Origin of the sequence: Paenibacillus doosanensis (genome assembly GCF_025060755.1) — a bacterium.
GTDB classification, from domain to species: domain Bacteria; phylum Bacillota; class Bacilli; order Paenibacillales; family NBRC-103111; genus Paenibacillus_S; species Paenibacillus_S doosanensis.
The window spans coordinates 1-19,434 of the sequence record NZ_JANYUY010000022.1 but is presented as its reverse complement, the minus strand read 5'-3'; the positions used below and the strand labels follow the sequence as shown (position 1 = coordinate 19,434).

General features: G+C 49.7%; 22 protein-coding genes and 1 rRNA gene. 20 read left to right on the top strand and 3 right to left on the bottom strand.

What is annotated here, in order from left to right; genetic code table 11:
* The first annotated feature begins 109 nt into the window (after positions 1 to 109).
* The 14 genes from rimO to N0M98_RS16770 all read left to right on the top strand — a co-directional run bounded on the left by rimO (position 110) and on the right by N0M98_RS16770 (position 15,232).
* Positions 110 to 1,438, top strand: a complete 1,329-nt coding sequence (gene rimO / locus N0M98_RS16835) for a 30S ribosomal protein S12 methylthiotransferase RimO (protein ID WP_259618606.1) — start codon at positions 110 to 112, stop codon at positions 1,436 to 1,438.
* The gene (pgsA, locus tag N0M98_RS16830) at positions 1,435 to 2,013 is read left to right on the top strand and encodes a CDP-diacylglycerol--glycerol-3-phosphate 3-phosphatidyltransferase (RefSeq protein WP_259618605.1); all 579 of its coding nucleotides are present in this window, start codon (positions 1,435 to 1,437) and stop codon (positions 2,011 to 2,013) included. Before rimO ends, pgsA begins: the two co-directional genes overlap by 4 nt.
* A 72-nt stretch (positions 2,014 to 2,085) precedes the next feature.
* Entirely contained in the window at positions 2,086 to 3,333 is a 1,248-nt protein-coding gene (locus N0M98_RS16825) for a competence/damage-inducible protein A (RefSeq protein WP_259618604.1), read from the top strand.
* A gap of 181 nt (positions 3,334 to 3,514) precedes the next feature.
* Positions 3,515 to 4,567, top strand: a complete 1,053-nt coding sequence (gene recA, locus N0M98_RS16820; protein WP_283942798.1) for a recombinase RecA — start codon at positions 3,515 to 3,517, stop codon at positions 4,565 to 4,567.
* Positions 4,568 to 4,648: 81 nt separating this feature from the next.
* Positions 4,649 to 5,365: a RecX family transcriptional regulator gene (locus N0M98_RS16815; RefSeq protein ID WP_259618603.1), complete on the top strand. Its 717-nt coding sequence runs from the start codon at positions 4,649 to 4,651 to the stop codon at positions 5,363 to 5,365.
* A gap of 288 nt (positions 5,366 to 5,653) precedes the next feature.
* On the top strand, positions 5,654 to 7,195 hold the full coding sequence (gene rny / locus N0M98_RS16810; protein ID WP_249862878.1) for a ribonuclease Y: 1,542 nt from the start codon (positions 5,654 to 5,656) through the stop codon (positions 7,193 to 7,195).
* Positions 7,196 to 7,286: 91 nt separating this feature from the next.
* On the top strand, positions 7,287 to 8,081 hold the full coding sequence (locus N0M98_RS16805; RefSeq protein WP_249862879.1) for a TIGR00282 family metallophosphoesterase: 795 nt from the start codon (positions 7,287 to 7,289) through the stop codon (positions 8,079 to 8,081).
* A 140-nt stretch (positions 8,082 to 8,221) separates the two neighbouring features.
* Positions 8,222 to 8,482, top strand: a complete 261-nt coding sequence (locus tag N0M98_RS16800) for a stage V sporulation protein S (RefSeq protein WP_005550495.1) — start codon at positions 8,222 to 8,224, stop codon at positions 8,480 to 8,482.
* A gap of 227 nt (positions 8,483 to 8,709) precedes the next feature.
* Positions 8,710 to 9,651, top strand: a complete 942-nt coding sequence (locus N0M98_RS16795; RefSeq protein ID WP_259618602.1) for a dipeptidase — start codon at positions 8,710 to 8,712, stop codon at positions 9,649 to 9,651.
* A gap of 231 nt (positions 9,652 to 9,882) precedes the next feature.
* Positions 9,883 to 11,634, top strand: a complete 1,752-nt coding sequence (locus N0M98_RS16790; RefSeq protein WP_259618601.1) for a 2-oxoacid:acceptor oxidoreductase subunit alpha — start codon at positions 9,883 to 9,885, stop codon at positions 11,632 to 11,634.
* On the top strand, positions 11,622 to 12,488 hold the full coding sequence (locus N0M98_RS16785) for a 2-oxoacid:ferredoxin oxidoreductase subunit beta (RefSeq protein WP_249862882.1): 867 nt from the start codon (positions 11,622 to 11,624) through the stop codon (positions 12,486 to 12,488). The genes N0M98_RS16790 and N0M98_RS16785 overlap by 13 nt, the downstream gene beginning before the upstream one ends.
* Before the next feature lie 129 nt (positions 12,489 to 12,617).
* Positions 12,618 to 13,187, top strand: coding sequence for a phosphate propanoyltransferase (gene pduL / locus N0M98_RS16780; RefSeq protein WP_259618600.1), 570 nt, complete (start codon positions 12,618 to 12,620; stop codon positions 13,185 to 13,187).
* A gap of 88 nt (positions 13,188 to 13,275) precedes the next feature.
* Complete coding sequence (gene miaB / locus N0M98_RS16775; protein WP_249862884.1) at positions 13,276 to 14,751, top strand: tRNA (N6-isopentenyl adenosine(37)-C2)-methylthiotransferase MiaB; 1,476 nt, start codon at positions 13,276 to 13,278, stop codon at positions 14,749 to 14,751.
* Positions 14,752 to 14,842: 91 nt separating this feature from the next.
* Positions 14,843 to 15,232, top strand: coding sequence for a YlbF/YmcA family competence regulator (locus N0M98_RS16770; RefSeq protein WP_249866521.1), 390 nt, complete (start codon positions 14,843 to 14,845; stop codon positions 15,230 to 15,232).
* Positions 15,233 to 15,471: 239 nt separating this feature from the next.
* On the opposite strand, the gene N0M98_RS16765 is transcribed toward N0M98_RS16770, so the two are convergent.
* Together N0M98_RS16765 and N0M98_RS16760 are read right to left on the bottom strand one after the other, a co-directional pair.
* Positions 15,472 to 15,810, bottom strand: a complete 339-nt coding sequence (locus N0M98_RS16765; RefSeq protein ID WP_259618599.1) for a L,D-transpeptidase — start codon at positions 15,808 to 15,810, stop codon at positions 15,472 to 15,474.
* 34 nt (positions 15,811 to 15,844) lie between these two features.
* Positions 15,845 to 16,303: an Hsp20/alpha crystallin family protein gene (locus N0M98_RS16760; RefSeq protein WP_259618598.1), complete on the bottom strand. Its 459-nt coding sequence runs from the start codon at positions 16,301 to 16,303 to the stop codon at positions 15,845 to 15,847.
* 147 nt (positions 16,304 to 16,450) lie between these two features.
* Between N0M98_RS16760 and N0M98_RS16755 the strand changes: the two genes are divergently transcribed.
* The 5 genes from N0M98_RS16755 to N0M98_RS16735 all read left to right on the top strand — a co-directional run bounded on the left by N0M98_RS16755 (position 16,451) and on the right by N0M98_RS16735 (position 18,154).
* Complete coding sequence (locus N0M98_RS16755; RefSeq protein WP_249862887.1) at positions 16,451 to 16,687, top strand: spore germination protein; 237 nt, start codon at positions 16,451 to 16,453, stop codon at positions 16,685 to 16,687.
* Positions 16,687 to 16,890 carry a spore germination protein GerPB gene (locus N0M98_RS16750; protein ID WP_259618597.1) on the top strand — a complete coding sequence of 68 codons (204 nt, stop codon included), beginning with the start codon at positions 16,687 to 16,689 and terminating at the stop codon, positions 16,888 to 16,890. The genes N0M98_RS16755 and N0M98_RS16750 overlap by 1 nt, the downstream gene beginning before the upstream one ends.
* A 67-nt stretch (positions 16,891 to 16,957) precedes the next feature.
* Positions 16,958 to 17,572 (top strand): spore germination protein GerPC, encoded by a 615-nt coding sequence (gerPC, locus tag N0M98_RS16745; protein WP_259618596.1) that lies wholly within the window; start codon positions 16,958 to 16,960, stop codon positions 17,570 to 17,572.
* Positions 17,569 to 17,733, top strand: a complete 165-nt coding sequence (locus N0M98_RS16740) for a spore germination protein GerPD (protein ID WP_249862889.1) — start codon at positions 17,569 to 17,571, stop codon at positions 17,731 to 17,733. Before gerPC ends, N0M98_RS16740 begins: the two co-directional genes overlap by 4 nt.
* Before the next feature lie 4 nt (positions 17,734 to 17,737).
* Positions 17,738 to 18,154, top strand: a complete 417-nt coding sequence (locus N0M98_RS16735; RefSeq protein ID WP_249862890.1) for a spore germination protein GerPE — start codon at positions 17,738 to 17,740, stop codon at positions 18,152 to 18,154.
* Between the two features lie 33 nt (positions 18,155 to 18,187).
* On the opposite strand, the gene N0M98_RS16730 is transcribed toward N0M98_RS16735, so the two are convergent.
* Positions 18,188 to 18,352: a hypothetical protein gene (locus N0M98_RS16730; RefSeq protein WP_249862891.1), complete on the bottom strand. Its 165-nt coding sequence runs from the start codon at positions 18,350 to 18,352 to the stop codon at positions 18,188 to 18,190.
* Positions 18,353 to 19,081: 729 nt separating this feature from the next.
* Between N0M98_RS16730 and N0M98_RS16725 the strand changes: the two genes are divergently transcribed.
* Positions 19,082 to 19,434, top strand: a 16S ribosomal RNA gene (locus N0M98_RS16725); the annotation flags it as partial.

Genomic DNA, 19,434 nt, shown 5'->3' with positions numbered 1-19,434 from the left:
CCCTTGCTCCTAGCTTTATGCGGCTGCGAGGGCCCTTTTTTGACACTCTTTATACCCATGTATTATACTTGAGACAAAATAGTAGGGCTTGAACATTGGAGGATTTTACATGACAGAGAAAGTGAAGGTAGTTACGCTTGGTTGCGAGAAAAACCTGGTCGATTCGGAGATTATGTCAGGTTTGGTTCACGGGCGCGGCTATGAATTGGTCGACGATAAAGAAGAGGCCACCGTTATCATTGTCAATACATGCGGATTTATCGACGCCGCCAAAGAGGAATCGGTAAATACCATTCTCGATATGGCCGATCTGAAGCAGACGGCGAATTTGAAGGCATTGATCGTATCCGGATGCCTTACGCAGCGGTACAAGGAAGAGCTGATGAAGGAGATGCCCGAGATTGACGGGATCGTCGGTACGGGTGATTTTTATAAAATCAACGAGATCGTCGATGAAGCGCTGGCCGGCAAAAAGCCGATCCACGTCGGCAATCCTATCTTTAATTACGAGGCTTCGCTGCCCAGACGCGTAGCGACTCCCCGCTACACCGCTTACGTCAAAATCGCCGAGGGCTGCGATAATGCCTGTACCTTCTGCAGTATTCCGATCATGCGGGGCAAATTCCGCAGCCGGAGTATCGAGTCCGTTATTGCAGAGGTAGAGCAGCTTGCCGCGCAGGGCGTCAAAGAAATCAGTCTGATCGCACAAGATTCGACCAACTACGGCACGGACTTGTACGACGGCTTCATGCTGCCCGCGCTGTTGAACCGGGTCAGCGAAGTGCCGGGCATCGACTGGGTGCGCTTGCATTACGCTTATCCCGGATTTTTCACCGATGAGCTGATCGATACGATCGCGAACAACCCGAAAGTGTGCAAGTATGTCGACATGCCTTTGCAGCATAGCGAAGACAGCATTCTGAAACGGATGAGAAGACCGGGCAGACAGCGGGATTCGCGGGAGCTTATTAACAAGATTCGCGCCAGAATCCCGAACGTATCCTTGCGAACTTCGCTGATCGTCGGTTTCCCGGGAGAGACGGAGCAGGATTTCGAGAATTTGAAGCAGTTTATCCGCGAGGTGGAATTCGACCGTCTGGGCGTGTTCTCTTATTCCAAGGAGGAAGATACGCCGGCGTCCCGCTTGCCTGACCAGGTGCCTGATGAAGTCAAGGAGTACCGCGCCAACACGCTGATGGAAATTCAGCGCGAAATTTCGAATCTGCGCAACGGCAGCCGGATCGGTCAAGTCGTCGACGTGCTGATCGAGAAGTATGACGGCAGAAGCGACGTATATGTCGGCCGGACGCAATACGACGCTCCGGAAATCGACGGAGAGGTGTTCGTAAAAGGCGCTCAGCTCCAAATCGGTGAATTAGCCAAGGTTCGTATTACCCATTCGTTCGAGTTTGATTTATCCGGGGAGGTTGTGGCATGAACCTGGCCAATCGGATCACTTTGGCAAGGATCTTTTTAGTTCCCATCATCATGTTTTTTCTGCTGGTGAACGTGAAGTTTCCTCATATCCGAATCGAGCAATTCGTTATTACCTACAACCAGATCATTGCCGCATTGATCTTTATCGTAGCCGCCAGCACGGACAGTCTGGACGGCTACATTGCGCGCAAGCGCAAGCTGGTCACCAATCTTGGGAAGCTGCTGGACCCGCTCGCGGATAAGCTGCTTGTGTCCGCCGTGCTCATTTCTCTGGTGGAAATGGGCAAGCTGGGCGCCTGGATTGCGATCGTCATCATCAGCCGCGAATTCGCGGTAACCGGCTTGCGCCAAATCGCGCTCGTGGAAGGCCATGTCATCGCGGCGAGCAAATGGGGGAAATGGAAGACGGCGACGCAGATTACGGCGATTATCGCTTTGCTGATCAATAATTTTCCGTTTGCCTTCATCAATTTCCGCTTCGATATGTTCGCCAGCTGGATCGCGGCAATCATCACGGTCTATTCCGGTTTCGATTATTTCGTAAAAAATAAGCATGTCCTGAATTTCAGCGATTGAAAAACAGTAGGTTTATCCTATTGTTTTTTTGTTGCCCGCTAAAACCCGGACTTTGAGAAGGAGATGTCGAAGATGAAGGCAGAGATTATCGCCGTAGGAACGGAGCTGCTGCTCGGCCAGATCGTGAATACGAACGCGCAGTTTTTGGCGCAAGGCTGCGCCGATCTGGGGGTTACCGTTCACTTTCAGACGGTGGTGGGAGACAATGAGGCGCGCTTGATTGAAGCGCTCGGACTGGCTTCCGGACGGGCCGATCTGGTTATATGCACCGGAGGGCTGGGGCCGACCCAGGACGACCTGACCAAGGACGCGCTGTCCGCTTATTTGAACCGCCAGCTGATTTTGCATCAGCCGTCGATGGACAAAATAGAGACTTTTTTCCGCGATCGCGGCATTCATATGGTCGAAAGCAACCGGAGGCAGGCGCTGATGCCGGAAGGCAGCGATCCTTTGCCGAATGACGCGGGGATGGCCGTCGGCACGGCGCTGACTCAGGACGGGACCCACTATGTGCTGCTGCCCGGTCCGCCGAAGGAAATGAAGCCGATGTTCGAGCGCTATGCGGCCGCCTGGATTTCGACCAAGCTGGACGGCGTGCACCCGCTGCACTCCCGCATGCTGAAGTTCGCCGGAATCGGGGAATCGTCGCTTGAACACGAGCTGCTTGATCTGATCAAGGAGCAGTCGGACCCGACTATCGCTCCTTATGCTAAGGAAGGGGAGGTTGCGGTCCGCATCACCACCCGCGCGGCCTCCAAAGAGCAGGCGGACGCCAAGCTGGACCCGCTGGAAGCGGAAATCCGCAGCAGGCTGGGGGCCTACATTTATGCATCCGAGGACATCAGTCTGGAGCAGGCGATCGTTCGGATCATGCAGGAGAAAGGGCTGAAGCTGTCGGCGGCCGAGAGCTGCACCGGAGGCTTGCTCAGCGACATGATCACCGCCGTGCCCGGAAGCTCTGCCGTCTATCAGGGAGGCATCGTCTGCTATACGAACGAGTGGAAGCACCGGCTGCTGGGCGTTCCTATGGACGTGCTCGAAGGGACGGACGCTCCGGGAGCCGTCAGCGAGAAGGCCGCGCGCCTGCTTGCCGAGGGGCTGCTGCAGCGTTCGGACAGCGACTTTGCCGTCTCCATCACGGGCGTAGCGGGCCCGGGAACATCGGAGGGCAAACCCGTCGGACTCGTGTACGTCGGCATCGCCCGCAAGGGCTGCGCAACCGAAGTTGCGCAGCTGGCGCTCTCCGGCACCCGCGACATCATTAAGCTGCGGGCGGCGCGAAGCGCCCTGTACCGGCTCTGGAAGCTTCTATCAAATTAGCGCTTGATTAGTGCCCCGGCATTGTAATATAATAGTTTTACGGAAGAACCGTGACAATGGCAACTTGTTGCGGTTTTTATTTTGACTGACAATCGAATGTATGTTCGTAAAAAATGCTTGGCAATAGAGACAAAACAAGTTATCATAGAAGTATCCAATACGAGAAAAGGAAGTGACCGTTTTGACAGATCGGCGCGCAGCACTGGAAAATGCCCTTCGTCAAATTGAGAAGCAATTTGGCAAAGGCTCTATTATGAAACTGGGTGAATCCACCCACATGCAGGTTGAAACGATTCCGAGCGGTTCCCTCGCTCTTGATATTGCGCTGGGCATCGGCGGTTTCCCTCGCGGTAGAATTATAGAAGTATACGGTCCGGAATCTTCCGGTAAAACGACGGTTGCCCTGCATGCTATCGCAGAAGTGCAAAAAGCGGGCGGACAAGCCGCTTTCATCGATGCGGAGCATGCGCTCGATCCATCGTACGCCAGCAAGCTGGGCGTCAATATCGACGAGCTGCTGCTGTCCCAGCCGGACACCGGGGAGCAGGCGCTTGAGATTGCCGAAGCATTGGTGCGCAGCGGCGCCGTTGATATCGTCGTCATCGACTCCGTAGCGGCTCTGGTGCCTAAGGCCGAGATCGAGGGCGAGATGGGCGATTCCCATGTCGGTTTGCAGGCTCGTCTGATGTCGCAGGCGCTGCGCAAGCTTTCCGGCGCTATCAACAAATCCAAGACGATCGCGATCTTCATCAACCAGCTTCGCGAGAAAGTCGGCGTCATGTTTGGTAACCCGGAGACAACGCCGGGCGGCCGCGCTTTGAAATTTTATTCATCCGTCCGTTTGGACGTACGCCGTGTGGAAACGATCAAGCAAGGTAACGACATGGTAGGTAACCGCACGCGGGTGAAGGTCGTTAAGAACAAGATGGCGCCTCCGTTCAAGCAGGCCGACATCGATCTGATGTACGGCGAAGGCATTTCCCGTGAAGGAAGCATCATCGATATCGGCACCGAGATGGACATTGTCCAGAAGAGCGGAGCCTGGTATTCGTACAACAACGACCGTTTGGGTCAAGGGCGCGAAAATGCGAAGCAATTTTTGAAGGAAAATCCTCATATCGCCGATGTGATCGAAAAGAAAATCCGCGATAACAGCAACTTGATCGTCGCTAACGGCTCCGATCTCGCCGAGAAGGATGAGGAAGAAGAAGCGGATTTGCTAGCGTTTGAATAACATTTGAATAATATAGGAACAGAAGGCGCCTGTACTTTGGTATAAGGTGCCTTTTCTTTCAATTTGAGGTGTTTGAGACTATTGGAAACGGATAACGATAAGGAAACCGAACAGCAGGACGCAGTTCAATGCGGCACGATAACGAAGATCGAGCGACAGAAGCGGGTCAAAGACCGCTATAACCTGTATATCGATGATCAATACGCTTTCTCCGTGCACGAGGATGTGCTGATCAAGCACAGGCTGGTCAAAGGTGCGGAGATCGGCGTAGAGCATTTCAGAGCGATTGCGCAGGCCCAGGAGCGGCAGCAGGCTTATGTGGACGCCATCCGGCTCCTCTCCTTCCGTCTGCGCTCCGAATACGAGCTGAAGGCGCGGCTCAAAGAAAAGGGATACGATCCGCAGGTGGCTGCCGAGACGCTGGAGAGGCTAAGGCGGGAACAGTATGTCGATGACAGTCAGTTTGCCGAGCAGCTGGCCATGCAGCGCATTCGCTCGCAGAAAAAAGGCCGCAACTGGGTTAGGCAGGAACTTCAGCATAAGGGGCTTCAACCCGAGCATATCGCCCAGGCGCTGGAGCAAGTAGACGAGGAGACGGAATACCGGTACGCTTTCGAGCTGGCGTTCAAAAAATACCGTTCGGACTTCGCAGAGGACCCTTTGAAGGGCAGAAGGAAGGCCGCCGGCTTCCTCATGCGCCGGGGATATTCATCGAGGATTGCCACTCGCGTCATAAGAGAGCTGGGTCAAGCTTACGGAGAGCTTGATCTGGAGGAAGCCGACTATGAATTTGAATAAAACAATGGAAATGCGATTCCGTCAAACCTGCGCCGCACGGCGGCTTGCCGGGATTCGGCGTGTTCCGGAGCAATCATTTCTGCGGGGGACACCTTGACAAGCTTCTTCGACAAAAGATAAAATAATCATGTATATTTTTATACACAGAATCTTCCTGCAATGCTTGAGCGGGAAATTCACAAAGTAAAATCGCCAATTTTTACTTTATCTTAAGCTTGTTATGCGGATTAAAAACCATACTGTCCCAAGCTTACCCCTTGGAGAAACAACGAGGAGGTGAACTGGATCATGCATCCGGCCATCTGGATCTTACTCATTCTCGTTGTTGGTGCGCTATGCTTTTGGATTGGTTATTTTATCCGCAAGTCCCTTGCAGAAGCGAAAATTTCGAGTGCCGAGCAAGCCGCTGAGCAGATTAAAGAAAATGCTAAGAAAGAAGCGGAGGCATTGAAGAAAGAAACGGTTCTGGAAGCCAAGGATGAAATTCACAAGCTCAGAACCGAAGCTGAAAAAGACATTCGTGATCGTCGAAATGAAACACAACGACAAGAGAGACGATTGTTGCAAAAAGAGGAATCGCTGGATAAAAAATTAGAAGCCCTAGAGAAAAAAGAAGAGCAGGTCGCCAACAAAGAGAAAAGAATCGAAGAAACGCAAGCGCAAATCGACGAGATTTACAAAAATCAAGTTGCCGAGCTCGAACGGATTTCCGCCCTTACGATGGAGGACGCGAAGCAAATTATCCTCACGAACGTAGAGCAGGAAGTTCGCCATGAAACGGCTCAGCTCATCAAGGAAATCGAACAACAGGCCAAAGAAGAGGGCGACAAGAAGGCGCGCGAGATTATTACGCTGGCGATCCAGCGTTGCGCCGCCGATCACGTTGCGGAAACGACGGTTTCTGTCGTATCGCTGCCTAACGAAGAAATGAAAGGCCGCATTATCGGCCGCGAAGGAAGAAACATCCGTGCATTGGAAACGCTGACGGGCATCGATCTGATCATCGACGATACGCCTGAAGCGGTAATTCTTTCCGGGTTTGATCCTATTCGCAGGGAGATTGCCCGCACTTCGCTTGAAAAATTGGTTGCCGACGGACGTATACACCCTGCCCGCATAGAGGAAATGGTCGAGAAGTCGCGCAAGGAAGTGGATGAGCGGATTCGTGAATACGGGGAACAAGCTACATTCGAAACCGGCGTTCACGGATTGCATCCGGATTTGATCAAAATTTTAGGCCGCTTGAAGTTCAGAACCAGTTATGGACAAAACGTATTGAAGCATTCGATGGAAGTGGCCTATTTAACCGGATTAATGGCTGGAGAGCTCGGGGAAGACGTGACATTGGCGAAACGTGCCGGTCTCCTGCATGACATCGGTAAAGCTTTGGACCACGAAGTCGAGGGTTCACACGTTGAAATCGGTGTTGAAATTGCCAAGAAATACAAAGAGCATCCGGTTGTCATTAACAGTATTGCATCCCACCACGGCGACTGCGAAGCCACATCGGTCATCGCTATGCTGGTAGGCGCAGCGGATGCGCTGTCCGCGGCCCGTCCGGGAGCGCGGCGCGAAACGCTGGAGACTTACATCAAGCGCCTGGAGAAACTGGAAGAAATTTCCGAGTCCTTCGAAGGCGTCGAGAAGTCGTACGCGATCCAAGCAGGCCGCGAAGTACGCGTGATGGTGCAGCCGGAGAAAGTCGACGATACGGAAGCGTTCCGTCTCGCTCGCGACATTACCAAGAAAATCGAGAGCGAGCTCGATTATCCGGGTCACATCAAAGTCACTGTGATTCGCGAGACCCGCGCGGTCGAATATGCAAAATAAGCAACTGCATACACTAAGATGAAAAGTGGCTGAATAAGCCACTTTTCTTTTCCCTCAAAAGGGATGTTCCAACAGCGAAGGGAGTCGTACCATGAGAATTTTATTTATCGGCGATATCGTAGGCTCGGTCGGACGCAAAGCCGTCAAAGCCTGTTTGCCGGGCCTCAAAGCCAAGTATAATCCGACGGTGGTTATCGCCAACGGCGAAAACGCGGCCGGAGGGAGAGGAATCACTTCCGCAATTGCGAAGGAATTTTTCGAGCTTGGCGTGCACGGGATTACGATGGGCAACCATACATGGGATCAGAAAGATATTTTTGATTTTATAGATGATGAGGAACGGATCGTGAGACCGGCCAACTTCCCCAAAGGAACTCCCGGCCGCGGACATACGACGATCAAAGTTAAAGACCAGGAGCTCGTGATCGTCAATCTTCAGGGGCGCACTTTTTTGCCGCCGCTGGATTGCCCGTTCGAGAAAGCGGACGCCATCCTGGAATCGCTCAAAAAGAAGCATAAATATATACTGGTCGACTTCCATGCGGAGGCTACCTCTGAGAAGCTCGCAATGGGTTGGCATTTGGACGGAAGGGTGTCGGCAGTAGTCGGTACGCATACGCATGTTCAAACCCATGACGAGCGAATTTTGCCGTCAGGAACGGCCTATGTAACCGATGTCGGGATGGTCGGCCCGCGCGACGGAATTTTGGGGATGGACCGGCAGGCCGTTCTGCAAAAATTTAAAACCCAGCTGCCCGTAAGATTCGTCGTAGATGAGGGCAAATGGCATTTTCATGCCGTTTGTATCGATTTGGACCCGGCGACGGGGCTCGGTACGAAAATCCGGCTGATCCGAATGGACGAAGATCAATTCATATTCGAATAAAAATAGGCAGTCGCGCATAAATTGACGCGCAATTCGCAATTTTTAGTATTTACTATCTTCGGGAAGAAGGAATTAACGGCAATTTCCTAGAATATGATTAGTACTGGAAGCAATCCATCATTCCCGAGGAGGTACTTTTCATGGAAGTATTAAAAGTTTCAGCAAAGTCCAATCCTAACTCCGTAGCCGGCGCGTTAGCAGGAGTATTGCGTGAACGCGGTGCAGCTGAGCTGCAGGCAATCGGGGCTGGGGCTCTCAACCAAGCGATTAAGGCTGTAGCGATTGCACGAGGATTTGTGGCTCCCAGCGGGGTTGATTTGATTTGCGTACCAGCATTCACCGATATTGTTATAGACGGGGAAGACCGGACGGCCATCAAGCTTATCGTAGAACCGAGATAAATTGCTGAAACTTTTATTTGATTATGCAGCCTTAACGCCTGTTTACTTTGTAGACAGGTTTTTTTACCACAAAGGAATGAAAGCAGCAAGCGAGCAGACTCTTTTTTTTCGGAGATCGGCTCGCCGCATGAAAGTTCCATCCACCATACCATCAACCTCTAAACGCGATCTTGATCCTTTAACGGGCCGCGGGTAGAGGTTTTTTCTATTCCGGGAGGGTTGTCCGAATGAAAATAATCGACGGTCATTGCGATGTGCTGCTAAAAATGTTTGAAAATTCAAGCATCGATTTCTATGATCCGCTGAACGCAGAACTGGATGTAAGCTTTGCCAAAATGAAACGATCGGGAGTGAAGATCCAGTTTTTCGCGATTTATTTGGCTGAGAGTATGAAACAACCAAATTTTGACCATTATTTGGAGTATATAAATATTTTTTATCAGAAAATTATTGCAAACGGTAGAATCGCCCTGATCCGAAACCGAACCGACCTTAACAACGTAATGAATGGAAGCGCTTGTGGCGCTATTCTTACCTTGGAAGGAGCGGATGCGATTCGGAACCATTCCTTGTACACGCAAATCTTGTTTCATCTCGGAGTGCGCTTGATTGGGGTTACTTGGAATTACGCCAACTGGGCTGCAGACGGCGTTCTGGAGCCGCGCCAAGGAGGCTTTACGCGGGAGGGCAAACGGTTTATTAAAGAATGCAACGATTTGGGTATAATACTAGATGTATCCCATCTGTCGGTGAAATCGTTCTGGGATATGGCCGACCTGTCGCAAAAACCTTTTGTAGCCACGCATTCCAACGCCAAGGCGGTTTGTCCCCACTCGCGCAATCTGGATGACGATCAGATCCGGACGCTGCTCCGGCAAAAGGGAGTGATCGGAATCACGTTCGTGCCTTGGTTTGTCAGGGAAAAGGGCGCCGCCATCGATGATTTGGTCCGCCATATCGAGCATATTTGCGCCTTGGGAGGGGAACAACAACTGGTGCTCGGGTCCGATTTTGACGGCATCAGCCAATGGATTCCGGGGCTTGAGAACACAGGCGAATTCGCTCATTTGGCGCAGCATCTTAGTAAATATTACAAGGATGAATGGATCGAAGGGTTCTTTTTTCGAAACTGGTACGATTTTTTGCATGTCAATCTTCCGCATGGGTGAATTTTACATCTTCAATGGAGATATATGCCGATAAGATTGATCTATTTACGATATGGATATCATCTAAAAATACTATCTTTCGTTTTGGATGAAACTACTTGCTTTTTAGCATGCAAAGTCATAAAATTTGGTTGACAACTGAAAGAAATTTTTTATCCATTTGTGAAATTTCTTTTAAGCATCAAGTTGATCTATTGCAGTGTCAGTGACAAATAAAAGGAGTGGACAACGGTGATTAGCCAATTATCTTGGAAGATCGGAGGACAACAAGGGGAAGGTGTTGAGAGTACCGACAAAATCTTCTCGACGGCATTGAATCGTCTTGGATATTATTTGTACGGATACCGTCATTTCTCCTCTCGTATTAAGGGGGGACACACCAACAACAAGATCAGAATCAGTACGAAACCGATTCGTGCGATTTCCGATGACTTGGATATCCTTGTTGCATTTGACCAAGAAACAATCGATTTGAACGCGCACGAGCTTCGTGAGAACGGCGTAGTTGTAGCAGACGCCAAATTTAATCCTGTTGTACCTGAAGGCATTAAAGCTCGTTTGTTCCCTGTGCCTATTACAGCAATCGCTGAAGAGTTGGGAACTTCCCTATTTAAGAACATGGCTGCTTCCGGCGCGTCTTGGGCTTTGCTCGGTTTGCCTTTGGAAGTATTTAATAAAGCGGTTGAAGAAGAGTTCGGACGCAAAGGTCCGGCTGTCGTAGAAAAAAATATCGAAGCGGTTCGCAAAGCGGCCGAGTTTATTTTGGAAATGAACGGCGGTCCATTGCCTGAATTCCAGCTTGAGCCGGCAGACGGTAAGCAAAAGCTGTTTATCATCGGTAACGATGCTATCGGGTTGGGCGCCGTTGCAGCGGGCTGTCGTTTCATGCCTGCATATCCGATTACGCCTGCTTCCGAGATCATGGAATACTTGACCAAAGCGCTGCCTAAATTCGGCGGTACCGTTATCCAAACCGAAGACGAGATTGCTGCGGTAACGATGGCGATCGGCGGCAACTACGGCGGCGTGCGCACGATGACGGCATCCGCAGGTCCTGGTCTTTCCCTGATGATGGAAGCTATCGGCCTTGCCGGCATGACGGAAACGCCTGTCGTTATCGTCGATACGCAGCGCGGCGGTCCAAGTACGGGTCTTCCGACGAAGCAAGAACAATCCGACGTGCTCGCGATGATTTACGGAACGCACGGCGAGATTCCGAAAATCGTATTGTCCCCGTCCACGATTGAAGAGTGCTTCTATGATACGGTCGAAGCGTTCAACCTGGCGGAGAAATACCAGGTTCCTGTCATTTTGCTGACCGACTTGCAGCTTTCTCTCGGTAAACAATCCAGCGAATTGCTCGATTACAACAAAATCGTGATCGACCGCGGGCGTTTGGTGCAAGGCGACTTGCCTGAACTGGAAGCCAATAAAATGTTCAAACGTTATGAATTGTCGGAAGACGGAGTATCCCCGCGCTCGGTTCCGGGTCAAAAATATGGTATTCACCATGTTACCGGCGTAGAGCACGATCAAGAAGGCCGTCCGTCGGAAAGCGCGATTAACCGTAAGCAAATGATGGATAAACGTCTCGGCAAATTGAAGAATGTGAAAGTGACGAACCCGATTCTGGTCGACGCTCCTCATGCTGAACCGGACCTGCTGATTATCGGCATGGGCTCGACAGGCGGTACGATCGACGAAGCGAGAAGCCGTCTGGACAAACAAGGCATCAAAACAAACCATATTACCGTGCGTTTGCTGAATCCGTTCCCGGTTGAAGAATTGCAGCCGTATCTGGAAAAAGCAAAAACGGTAGTTGTCATCGAAAACAACGCAACGGCTCAATTGGCATCCTTGATCAAATTGAACGTTGGTTATGCAGATAAAATCAAAAACTTGCTGAAATATAACGGTAATCCGTTCTTGCCGGCAGAAATCACTACATTTTGTCAGGAGTTGAGTCCAGTATGGCAACGTTAAAAGATTTTCGCAACAATATTAAACCTAACTGGTGTCCGGGGTGTGGAGACTTCTCCATCCAGGCTGCTATTCAAAGAGCCGCTGCTAATGTAGGTTTGGAGCCGGAGCAATTGGGCGTGGTTTCCGGTATCGGCTGTTCCGGGCGTATTTCCGGTTATATTAATGCATACGGCTTCCATGGCGTTCACGGCCGTTCCCTGCCGATCGCGCAAGGCCTGAAAATGGCTAACCGCGAGCTGACCGTTATCGCGGCTGGCGGCGACGGCGACGGCTTCGCTATCGGTATGGGTCATACGGTTCATGCGATTCGCCGTAACATCGACATTACGTACATCGTTATGGATAACCAAATCTACGGGTTGACGAAAGGTCAAACGTCGCCGCGCAGTGCGGAAGGCTTCAAAACGAAAAGTACGCCGTCCGGCTCTATCGAGACGGCACTGTCTCCTCTGGAAGTAGCTATTGCCGCAGGCGCTACGTTCGTTGCGCAATCGTTCTCCAGCAACCTGAAACAGCTGACCGCCTTGATCGAAGCGGGTATGAAGCACAAAGGCTTCTCCTTCATCAACGTATTCAGCCCTTGCGTAACTTTTAATAAAGTGAACACATACGACTGGTTTAAAGAAAACATCGTCGATCTGGAGGATACTCCGGATTACGATCCAAGCAACCGCGTTATGGCTATGACCAAAATCATGGAAACGAACGGTTTGCTGACCGGCCTGATCTATCAAAATAATAGCAAAACGAACTACGAGAGCCATGTTGCAGGCTTCAAGGAAGAAGCGTTGGCTAAACAAAACATCAAGATTACCAAAGAAGAATTTGAGAAATTGATGGCGGAATTTAAATAATTTTATGAAACTTGCAAAAGCATGCGGCTCCGCCGTATGCTTTTTTTATTTGCTTACGTTATAATCAAGAGGAGTCTGCAAATACTGGAAAATGGTGCATAAGACTAATAACCGCAGGGGGTAATACGTATGAAACAAGTGCCTATCGGAGTATCGGCAAGACATATCCATCTATCGCTAGAACATATCGAACGCTTGTTCGGGGAAGGTTATCAGTTGAATGTGCTTAAAGATTTGTCCCAGCCCGGGCAGTATGCGGCTGCAGAAACGGTCGCCGTGGTAGGGCCTAAGGGGCGTTTCGATAAAGTAAGAATTCTCGGTCCGGCCAGAGGCAAGACGCAATTGGAAGTGTCCCGTTCCGACGCCTTTGCGCTCGGTATGAATCCTCCGGTGCGTGAATCCGGACATACGGAAGGAACTCCCGGAATTACCGTTATCGGCCCTGCAGGGCAAGTAGACATCGAAGAGGGAGTAATCGTAGCCGCGCGCCATATTCACTTCCATACGGATGACGCAGCCCGTTGGGGCATTGCCGACAAGCAGCTGCTGACGGTTAAGGTGGAGGGAGAACGCGCGTTGATTTTCGAGAAGGTGCTGGCCCGTGTATCCGACCAATTTGCGCTCGATATGCACATCGATACGGATGAAGCGAACGCGGCCGGGGTCAAGACCGGAGACGTAGCGGTTATATTATCTTAGAATCAAGCGAATTTCTTTGAAATTCATACTGCGATAATGGTATAATAAAAGGTATGATATTTGCAGTATATTTCAGGAGGAACGCTTAATGACAACAAAGAATAAATCTGAAAAAGATTTTTCTATATATTTTCAACCTCCTTCTCTTACAGATGCGAAAAAAAGAGGGAAAGAAGATATCAAAGTTCATTATAACTTTGAAATTCCGGAGGATATGCAGTCGTTCGGGAAAGACAAATATTATTTGATTCAAACGTATGGCTGTCAAATGAACGAGCACGACACCGAGACGATCATGGGCTTGCTGGAGCAAATGGGTTACAAGGCGACGGATGACCGCAAGCAAGCGGACGTCATTCTGCTTAATACCTGTGCGATCCGCGAGAACGCCGAGGACAAGGTGTTCGGGGAGCTGGGGCATCTCAAGCATTTGAAGGCGGAGAAGCCGTCGTTGGTGCTGGGGGTATGCGGCTGTATGTCGCAGGAAGAAGCGGTCGTAAACCGGATTTTGCAAAAGCATGGGTTCGTCGATCTGATCTTCGGAACGCATAATATTCATCGCCTGCCATTTTTGCTCAAGGAAGCTTTCTTCGGCAAAGAAATGGTCATCGAAGTATGGTCCAAGGAAGGCGATATCGTCGAGAACTTGCCCAAAAAACGCGAAGGCATTAAAGCGTGGGTGAATATTATGTACGGCTGCGACAAGTTCTGTACGTACTGCATCGTCCCTTATACCCGCGGAAAAGAACGGAGCCGCCGTCCGGAGGATGTGCTGGCCGAGGTTCGCGACCTGGCGCGGCAAGGTTTTCAAGAAATTATGCTGCTCGGACAAAACGTCAATGCTTACGGCAAAGACTTCGATGATATCGAATACCGCTTCGGAGACTTGATGAACGATATTTCCAAGATCGACATTCCGCGCGTACGGTTCACGACGTCGCATCCGCGTGATTTTGACGATCATCTGATCGAGGTGCTGGCGAAGAAAGGGAATCTTGTGGAGCAAATCCATCTTCCCGTTCAATCGGGCAGCAACGAAATATTGAAGCGGATGAGCCGCAAGTATACCCGCGAGCATTATTTGGACTTGGTGGCCAAAATTAAAAAGGCTATTCCGGAAGTCGGCTTAACTACGGATATTATCGTCGGCTTCCCGGGAGAGACGGACGAACAGTTCGAGGAGACGCTCTCTTTGGTCAAAACGGTCAAATACGATAGCGCCTATACGTTCATTTATTCGCCTCGCGAAGGAACGCCTGCCGCGGGTATGGCTGACGATGTGCCGATGCAGGTGAAGAAAGAGCGGCTGTACCGGCTTAACGAAGTGCTTGCCGAATTCAGCAGGGAAAGCAACGAGAGCATGAAGGGCCAAGTGCTTGACGTGCTGGTCGAAGGCGAGAGCAAGAACAATGCGGAAGTGCTGGCAGGCCGTACCCGCACGAACAAGCTCGTTCATCTGTCCGGTCCTAAGGATTTGATCGGAAAGATTGTGCCGGTGAAAATTACGGACGCCCAAACCTGGTATATTAAAGGAGAATGGGTGCCGGCAGCTGTTGCACAATAATTTTATATGTTGAGGGGCGTGACCGACCATGTCGGGACAACATCATAACCACGATCATGACCATCACCACGGGAATTCGCCGTGCAGTCAGATGGAATGTTACACGAATACCGAAATGATCGTTCGGGAGGATATTTTAGAGAAAGCCAAGGAGCTTGCCGAATTGATCTCTACTTCCAACGAAGTGCAGTTTTTTCAACAAGCGGAGAAGCAAATTGCTTCCAATGATCAAATTCAAGTGCTTATCAGCGCGATTAAAAAGAAGCAAAAAGAAATCGTCGCGTTCGAATCGTTTGAAAACAAAAAGATGGTAGAAAAAATTGAGAAGGAAATCGATGAGCTGCAGGATCAACTCGATAATATTCCGATCGTCAACGAATTTCGCCAGTCACAAGAAGACATTAACTATTTGCTGCAGCTGATTATGACGGTGATCCGCGATACGGTTTCCGAGAAAATTACGGTGGAAACAGAAAACTAAACCATGGCAGACATGAACCACTTTGCTTGTTCGCAAGCAGGGTGGTTTTTTTATTGTTTAGGAAATGATGCGTAGCAATTTCCTGTGGAAATCCGTGGGCTCCCCCGAAAGGAATGTCTACCCATAGAACGATCCCAGAGGAAGGGTTAGACGCCGATCCAGCTTAGGCTGGATGCGGACGGAATAAGCTTCAGAGCATCACGTCACTTTTGGGGGATTTGTTCTAGGTAAACACGCCGCTATTGGCGAATGGTGACACGGGTGCCGATAGGAACGAGAGCGGCCAAGGCCAGCACATCCTCGTTGTACATGCGGATGCAGCCGTGGGAAGACTGCTTTCCTATCGACGACGGATCGTTCGTTCCGTGAATGCCGTAATGGGGGCGGGAGAGACCCATCCAGAATACGCCGAACGGGCCGCCGGGATTTGGCGCCTTATTGACGATCGAATACGTTCCTTCCGGCGTTTGGGTGAGCTCCTTGCCGATCCCTATCGGGAATTCCCGCACGACGGTGCTGTCTTGCAGTAGGTAAAGCTTGCGGTCGGATAAATCAATGATGATTTGGTACATTTGCATGGCCCCCTTGAATGATCGGCTTGCCGGAGCGGTTCTACAAATATCTGACGGATACTTCGTGGTAGGCCGTGCTGATTTTTTTCTTGCGCATCTTGATTTGGAGAATGCCGTCCTTGTAGGAAGCTCTGCTAAGATGCGGGATCACATGGCAGGGAAGCCGGATAATTTGCGATTTATTGTTACGCAGGCCGTCGATCTTCACTTGATCCGCTCTAATTTTGACAATCGGGTTGGAGTTATTTTCCATATTGGTTTTGACAATAACGTAATTATGGGTTTGGAATACTTCTTCCTGGGGCTGGAAAGCGTTGATCATCCCTTTCTTGGGCATGCTCTTCTCCAGCATGTTTTGAACGTAATCCCCGACCCAGGACGTGTCTTTCCACAGATCCATATGCTCGCTGGACGGCAGAGCAGGCAGCTTTGTTCCTAGAAGCGATTCGAGCGCTTCCCAGCGGGAGCGATTTTGATTATCGTTATCTTTGCGGTTCACCGGTCCATCCTCCTCCGAGAGAAATGCCTTTGTTATCATATGTAGGCGGCGATCATGTTGATACTTTTGGGAAGATGGTTTTTCATTTAAGTACCCATGGGCAAATAACTACATACAATGGAGCAAGAAGAACAAAGGAGAACGCTTATGCCATCGATTGTCGGTAATATTAAAATTTCAAACGTCGGTGCCGGTTCCATCGTTCAGATCGGAGATGCCGTACAATTGGCTCCTGAAAGCACATCCAAAATTTTTGCCGGTTCGGGATCGTTTAATGTCGGCGATTTTCCGGTAACGAATAATGCCATCAGCAATACGAATACAAGTGATAACGACGTCGCCGATGCAAGCCAGCAAACGGTGGGGAACAAGGGGGTAGTTTAATGAATCTGGTTGTCAATCAGCATATTGTCATTCATCAGCTGCGGGTCGACAGCGTGTCCAACTCTTCGATTTTGCAAATAGGCAGCGCGGGCATGATCAAGCCCTTATCCAATAATTACAACACGTCGGCGAGCAAGGAAGCCCAATCCGAGGCGGAAGAAAAGGTCGCAGCACCGCTCGTACCTTTCCCCAGCCCCTCCTAAGTTATCTCTGGGCTAACACCCATGTACGCCTTGCTGCATATTCTAACTGCAGGAGGTGGTGAAGGTGATGATGAACACGTGGTATCAATGGACTCAATACGTCGGACAGCTGCACTCCCAAATTCATAAACAGTCGCTCCAACTGGCAGAGCTTGAAAAAGCTTTGAAGTCGCTTCAAGCGGAAGTCGCTTCATTGAAGGATCAAAAACAAATTCATATCGATAAGATTGAATATAAATTCGATCAGCTCAAGGTCGAAAAGCTGGACGGTACGTTAAATATCGGGATTACCCCCCAGCAGATTGAGGATCTGGCCGTAGATGCCGATGCAGCGGCGCAAAAAGGGGAAGAGCCGGTCAAACCTTCATCCGAGCTTAACAGCGTCCTGCAAAAAGAACTCGGTCGTTACCTCAATGAAGAGGTGCCTAATCATATAGAGGTTCTGCAAAAACAGTTGGGCCTTGAACTCGATTCCTGGCACCGTCAAATGATTTTACAGGATTTGGGGAAACAAACGGAGCAGCGAATGCATTTTTATTTGCAGCAAATGGAGCCGGGGGCTACAACCGATCAATTGTCTTCGATAAAAGACTCTGTTCTTTTTAGAACAAAGAATGATATAAAGAAAGCCATCGATCATTATTTCAGTAAATTGCCGAAGAAGGATGTGAACGGTTCATGAATTTTCAAGTCAATAATAAAGAGCTAACCGTCGGTGAAATCAAAATCGTCGAAGTTTCGATTTCCTCCGTATTTTTAATCGGGGATACCGAACAGATCGTATGTTCGTCTATTTCGGACACACCTCCCATAGAGGCCGTTGGTCCGTCTGCCGCCAAGTAACGCTATGGTTCGTTGGTCTCTTGTTCAGTTTATCAATATTAACAGCATCTCCCGTTCCTCGATTATTCAAATTGGAGATAATAAAGAGATAGAACCTTCAGCGAAAGTGCTGTCCATTATGAGAGGAAAGACGAAGTTTGTGGAGTCCAAAGAGACGGAATTAAATTTCGAGCAATTTCCGTTATATTCGCGGGAAATTCCGGAGATAAAAGCGAACGAGGATATTGAAATGACGGTTAACAACGATGACTCCGCGATCCACGTAGGCTTGATTAGGGTGAACGCATTAGCCGCTTCAAGCGTGATTCAAGCCGGCCGCAACGAACGCATTCAGTCGGAAGCTCGAATTAAGCGGATCAACTGGGTAGTGCCGGAAGAGAAAACATCGGATCAGAAACAGCAACCTGATGGTAAGAATTAGGCTTCCTGCCTAAATGGACGGGAAGCCATTTTTTCATACGGGTGAAGCAGGGGAGTGATTGTCTTGTTCAGCACCGTTCTCCGCATAAGCGATTAGTACGATATTTTCTTTGGCGCTGTTCCTTAATTTATTCTCCAGCTGCTGAATTTCCGATAAAAGCTCCGGCGATAATTGGGCGACGGCAAAATGAGAATCCATAAGGCATACCTCCATAATGATGGAATGGTATTATGTTTTCCATAACGCAACGCGCGTATCGCTGGGAATCGTTAGGCTTTAGCCAACACGATTGGAAGGGGTAAGTCCACATATAACTGCCGCAGTGTTTGAGCTCGATGGGTTCGTAAAAACGTTAAGCCGTTTTGCTTCCGATTCCAATCGAATATCGCAAGCTGCTTGAAGCTATGGCATACTGTATGAAAACTGTATGAAAACGTTTGTTCCATTAGAAGGGGCAATAGAGGAGATAGGGGTTAGCGAAGCTGTATAAGGGGGAAGGAAAGCGTTAGCAGTTCCGTTATATGGAAATGCAGATTAGTTAACTGAGAATTGTTATTTTAGTTGCAATTCTTATCGCAACATGGTATATTGTGTACCTGTTGTTGAACATGTTGGTTTCATTCATCTGGTCTTGCGGAGTATCCCTGGATTGGAAAAAATAAAAACTTGCAATACAGCAATGAAATGTGGTATATTGAAATTCCGGTCGTTAGTGATAACGATTTGAAAAGTACAAGCAGTAAGTAAGATTGTCCTTTGAAAACTGAACAACGAGTGAGTGTTAAATAGAGAATGAAAATTCTCGCTAGCATTGAATTTTGAGCTTAAGACAAGCTCTGATAATGCCTCGTGATTTGATTCATGGGGTCCACGGAAAGTAATGGGAATATGCTTCGGCAGGTTTATCTTCACTTTCTGGGGGAAACTTTATTGGAGAGTTTGATCCTGGCTCAGGACGAACGCTGGCGGCGTGCCTAATACATGCAAGTCGAGCGGACTGTTCCTTCGGGAACGGTTAGCGGCGGACGGGTGAGTAACACGTAGGCAACCTGCCTGTAAGATCGGGATAACTATCGGAAACGATAGCTAAGACCGGATAGCTGGTCTTCTCGCATGAGGGGATCATGAAACACGGTTCTGAATTTATTCAGGGCTGTGGCTTACGGATGGGCCTGCGGCGCATTAGCTAGTTGGTAGGGTAACGGCCTACCAAGGCGACGATGCGTAGCCGACCTGAGAGGGTGATCGGCCACACTGGGACTGAGACACGGCCCAGACTC

Excerpts from the sequence above, each read along its gene's own strand:
- rimO (WP_259618606.1), top strand. The coding sequence starts at position 110 with ATGACAGAGAAAGTGAAGGTAGTTACGCTTGGTTGCGAGAAAAACCTG.
- pgsA (WP_259618605.1), top strand. The coding sequence starts at position 1,435 with ATGAACCTGGCCAATCGGATCACTTTGGCAAGGATCTTTTTAGTTCCC.
- N0M98_RS16825 (WP_259618604.1), top strand. The coding sequence starts at position 2,086 with ATGAAGGCAGAGATTATCGCCGTAGGAACGGAGCTGCTGCTCGGCCAG.
- rny (WP_249862878.1), top strand. The coding sequence starts at position 5,654 with ATGCATCCGGCCATCTGGATCTTACTCATTCTCGTTGTTGGTGCGCTA.
- N0M98_RS16805 (WP_249862879.1), top strand. The coding sequence starts at position 7,287 with ATGAGAATTTTATTTATCGGCGATATCGTAGGCTCGGTCGGACGCAAA.
- N0M98_RS16800 (WP_005550495.1), top strand. The coding sequence starts at position 8,222 with ATGGAAGTATTAAAAGTTTCAGCAAAGTCCAATCCTAACTCCGTAGCC.
- N0M98_RS16795 (WP_259618602.1), top strand. The coding sequence starts at position 8,710 with ATGAAAATAATCGACGGTCATTGCGATGTGCTGCTAAAAATGTTTGAA.
- N0M98_RS16785 (WP_249862882.1), top strand. The coding sequence starts at position 11,622 with ATGGCAACGTTAAAAGATTTTCGCAACAATATTAAACCTAACTGGTGT.
- pduL (WP_259618600.1), top strand. The coding sequence starts at position 12,618 with ATGAAACAAGTGCCTATCGGAGTATCGGCAAGACATATCCATCTATCG.
- miaB (WP_249862884.1), top strand. The coding sequence starts at position 13,276 with ATGACAACAAAGAATAAATCTGAAAAAGATTTTTCTATATATTTTCAA.
- N0M98_RS16770 (WP_249866521.1), top strand. The coding sequence starts at position 14,843 with ATGGAATGTTACACGAATACCGAAATGATCGTTCGGGAGGATATTTTA.
- N0M98_RS16765 (WP_259618599.1), bottom strand. The coding sequence starts at position 15,810 with ATGCAAATGTACCAAATCATCATTGATTTATCCGACCGCAAGCTTTAC.
- N0M98_RS16755 (WP_249862887.1), top strand. The coding sequence starts at position 16,451 with ATGCCATCGATTGTCGGTAATATTAAAATTTCAAACGTCGGTGCCGGT.
- N0M98_RS16750 (WP_259618597.1), top strand. The coding sequence starts at position 16,687 with ATGAATCTGGTTGTCAATCAGCATATTGTCATTCATCAGCTGCGGGTC.
- gerPC (WP_259618596.1), top strand. The coding sequence starts at position 16,958 with ATGATGAACACGTGGTATCAATGGACTCAATACGTCGGACAGCTGCAC.
- N0M98_RS16740 (WP_249862889.1), top strand. The coding sequence starts at position 17,569 with ATGAATTTTCAAGTCAATAATAAAGAGCTAACCGTCGGTGAAATCAAA.
- N0M98_RS16735 (WP_249862890.1), top strand. The coding sequence starts at position 17,738 with ATGGTTCGTTGGTCTCTTGTTCAGTTTATCAATATTAACAGCATCTCC.
- N0M98_RS16730 (WP_249862891.1), bottom strand. The coding sequence starts at position 18,352 with ATGGATTCTCATTTTGCCGTCGCCCAATTATCGCCGGAGCTTTTATCG.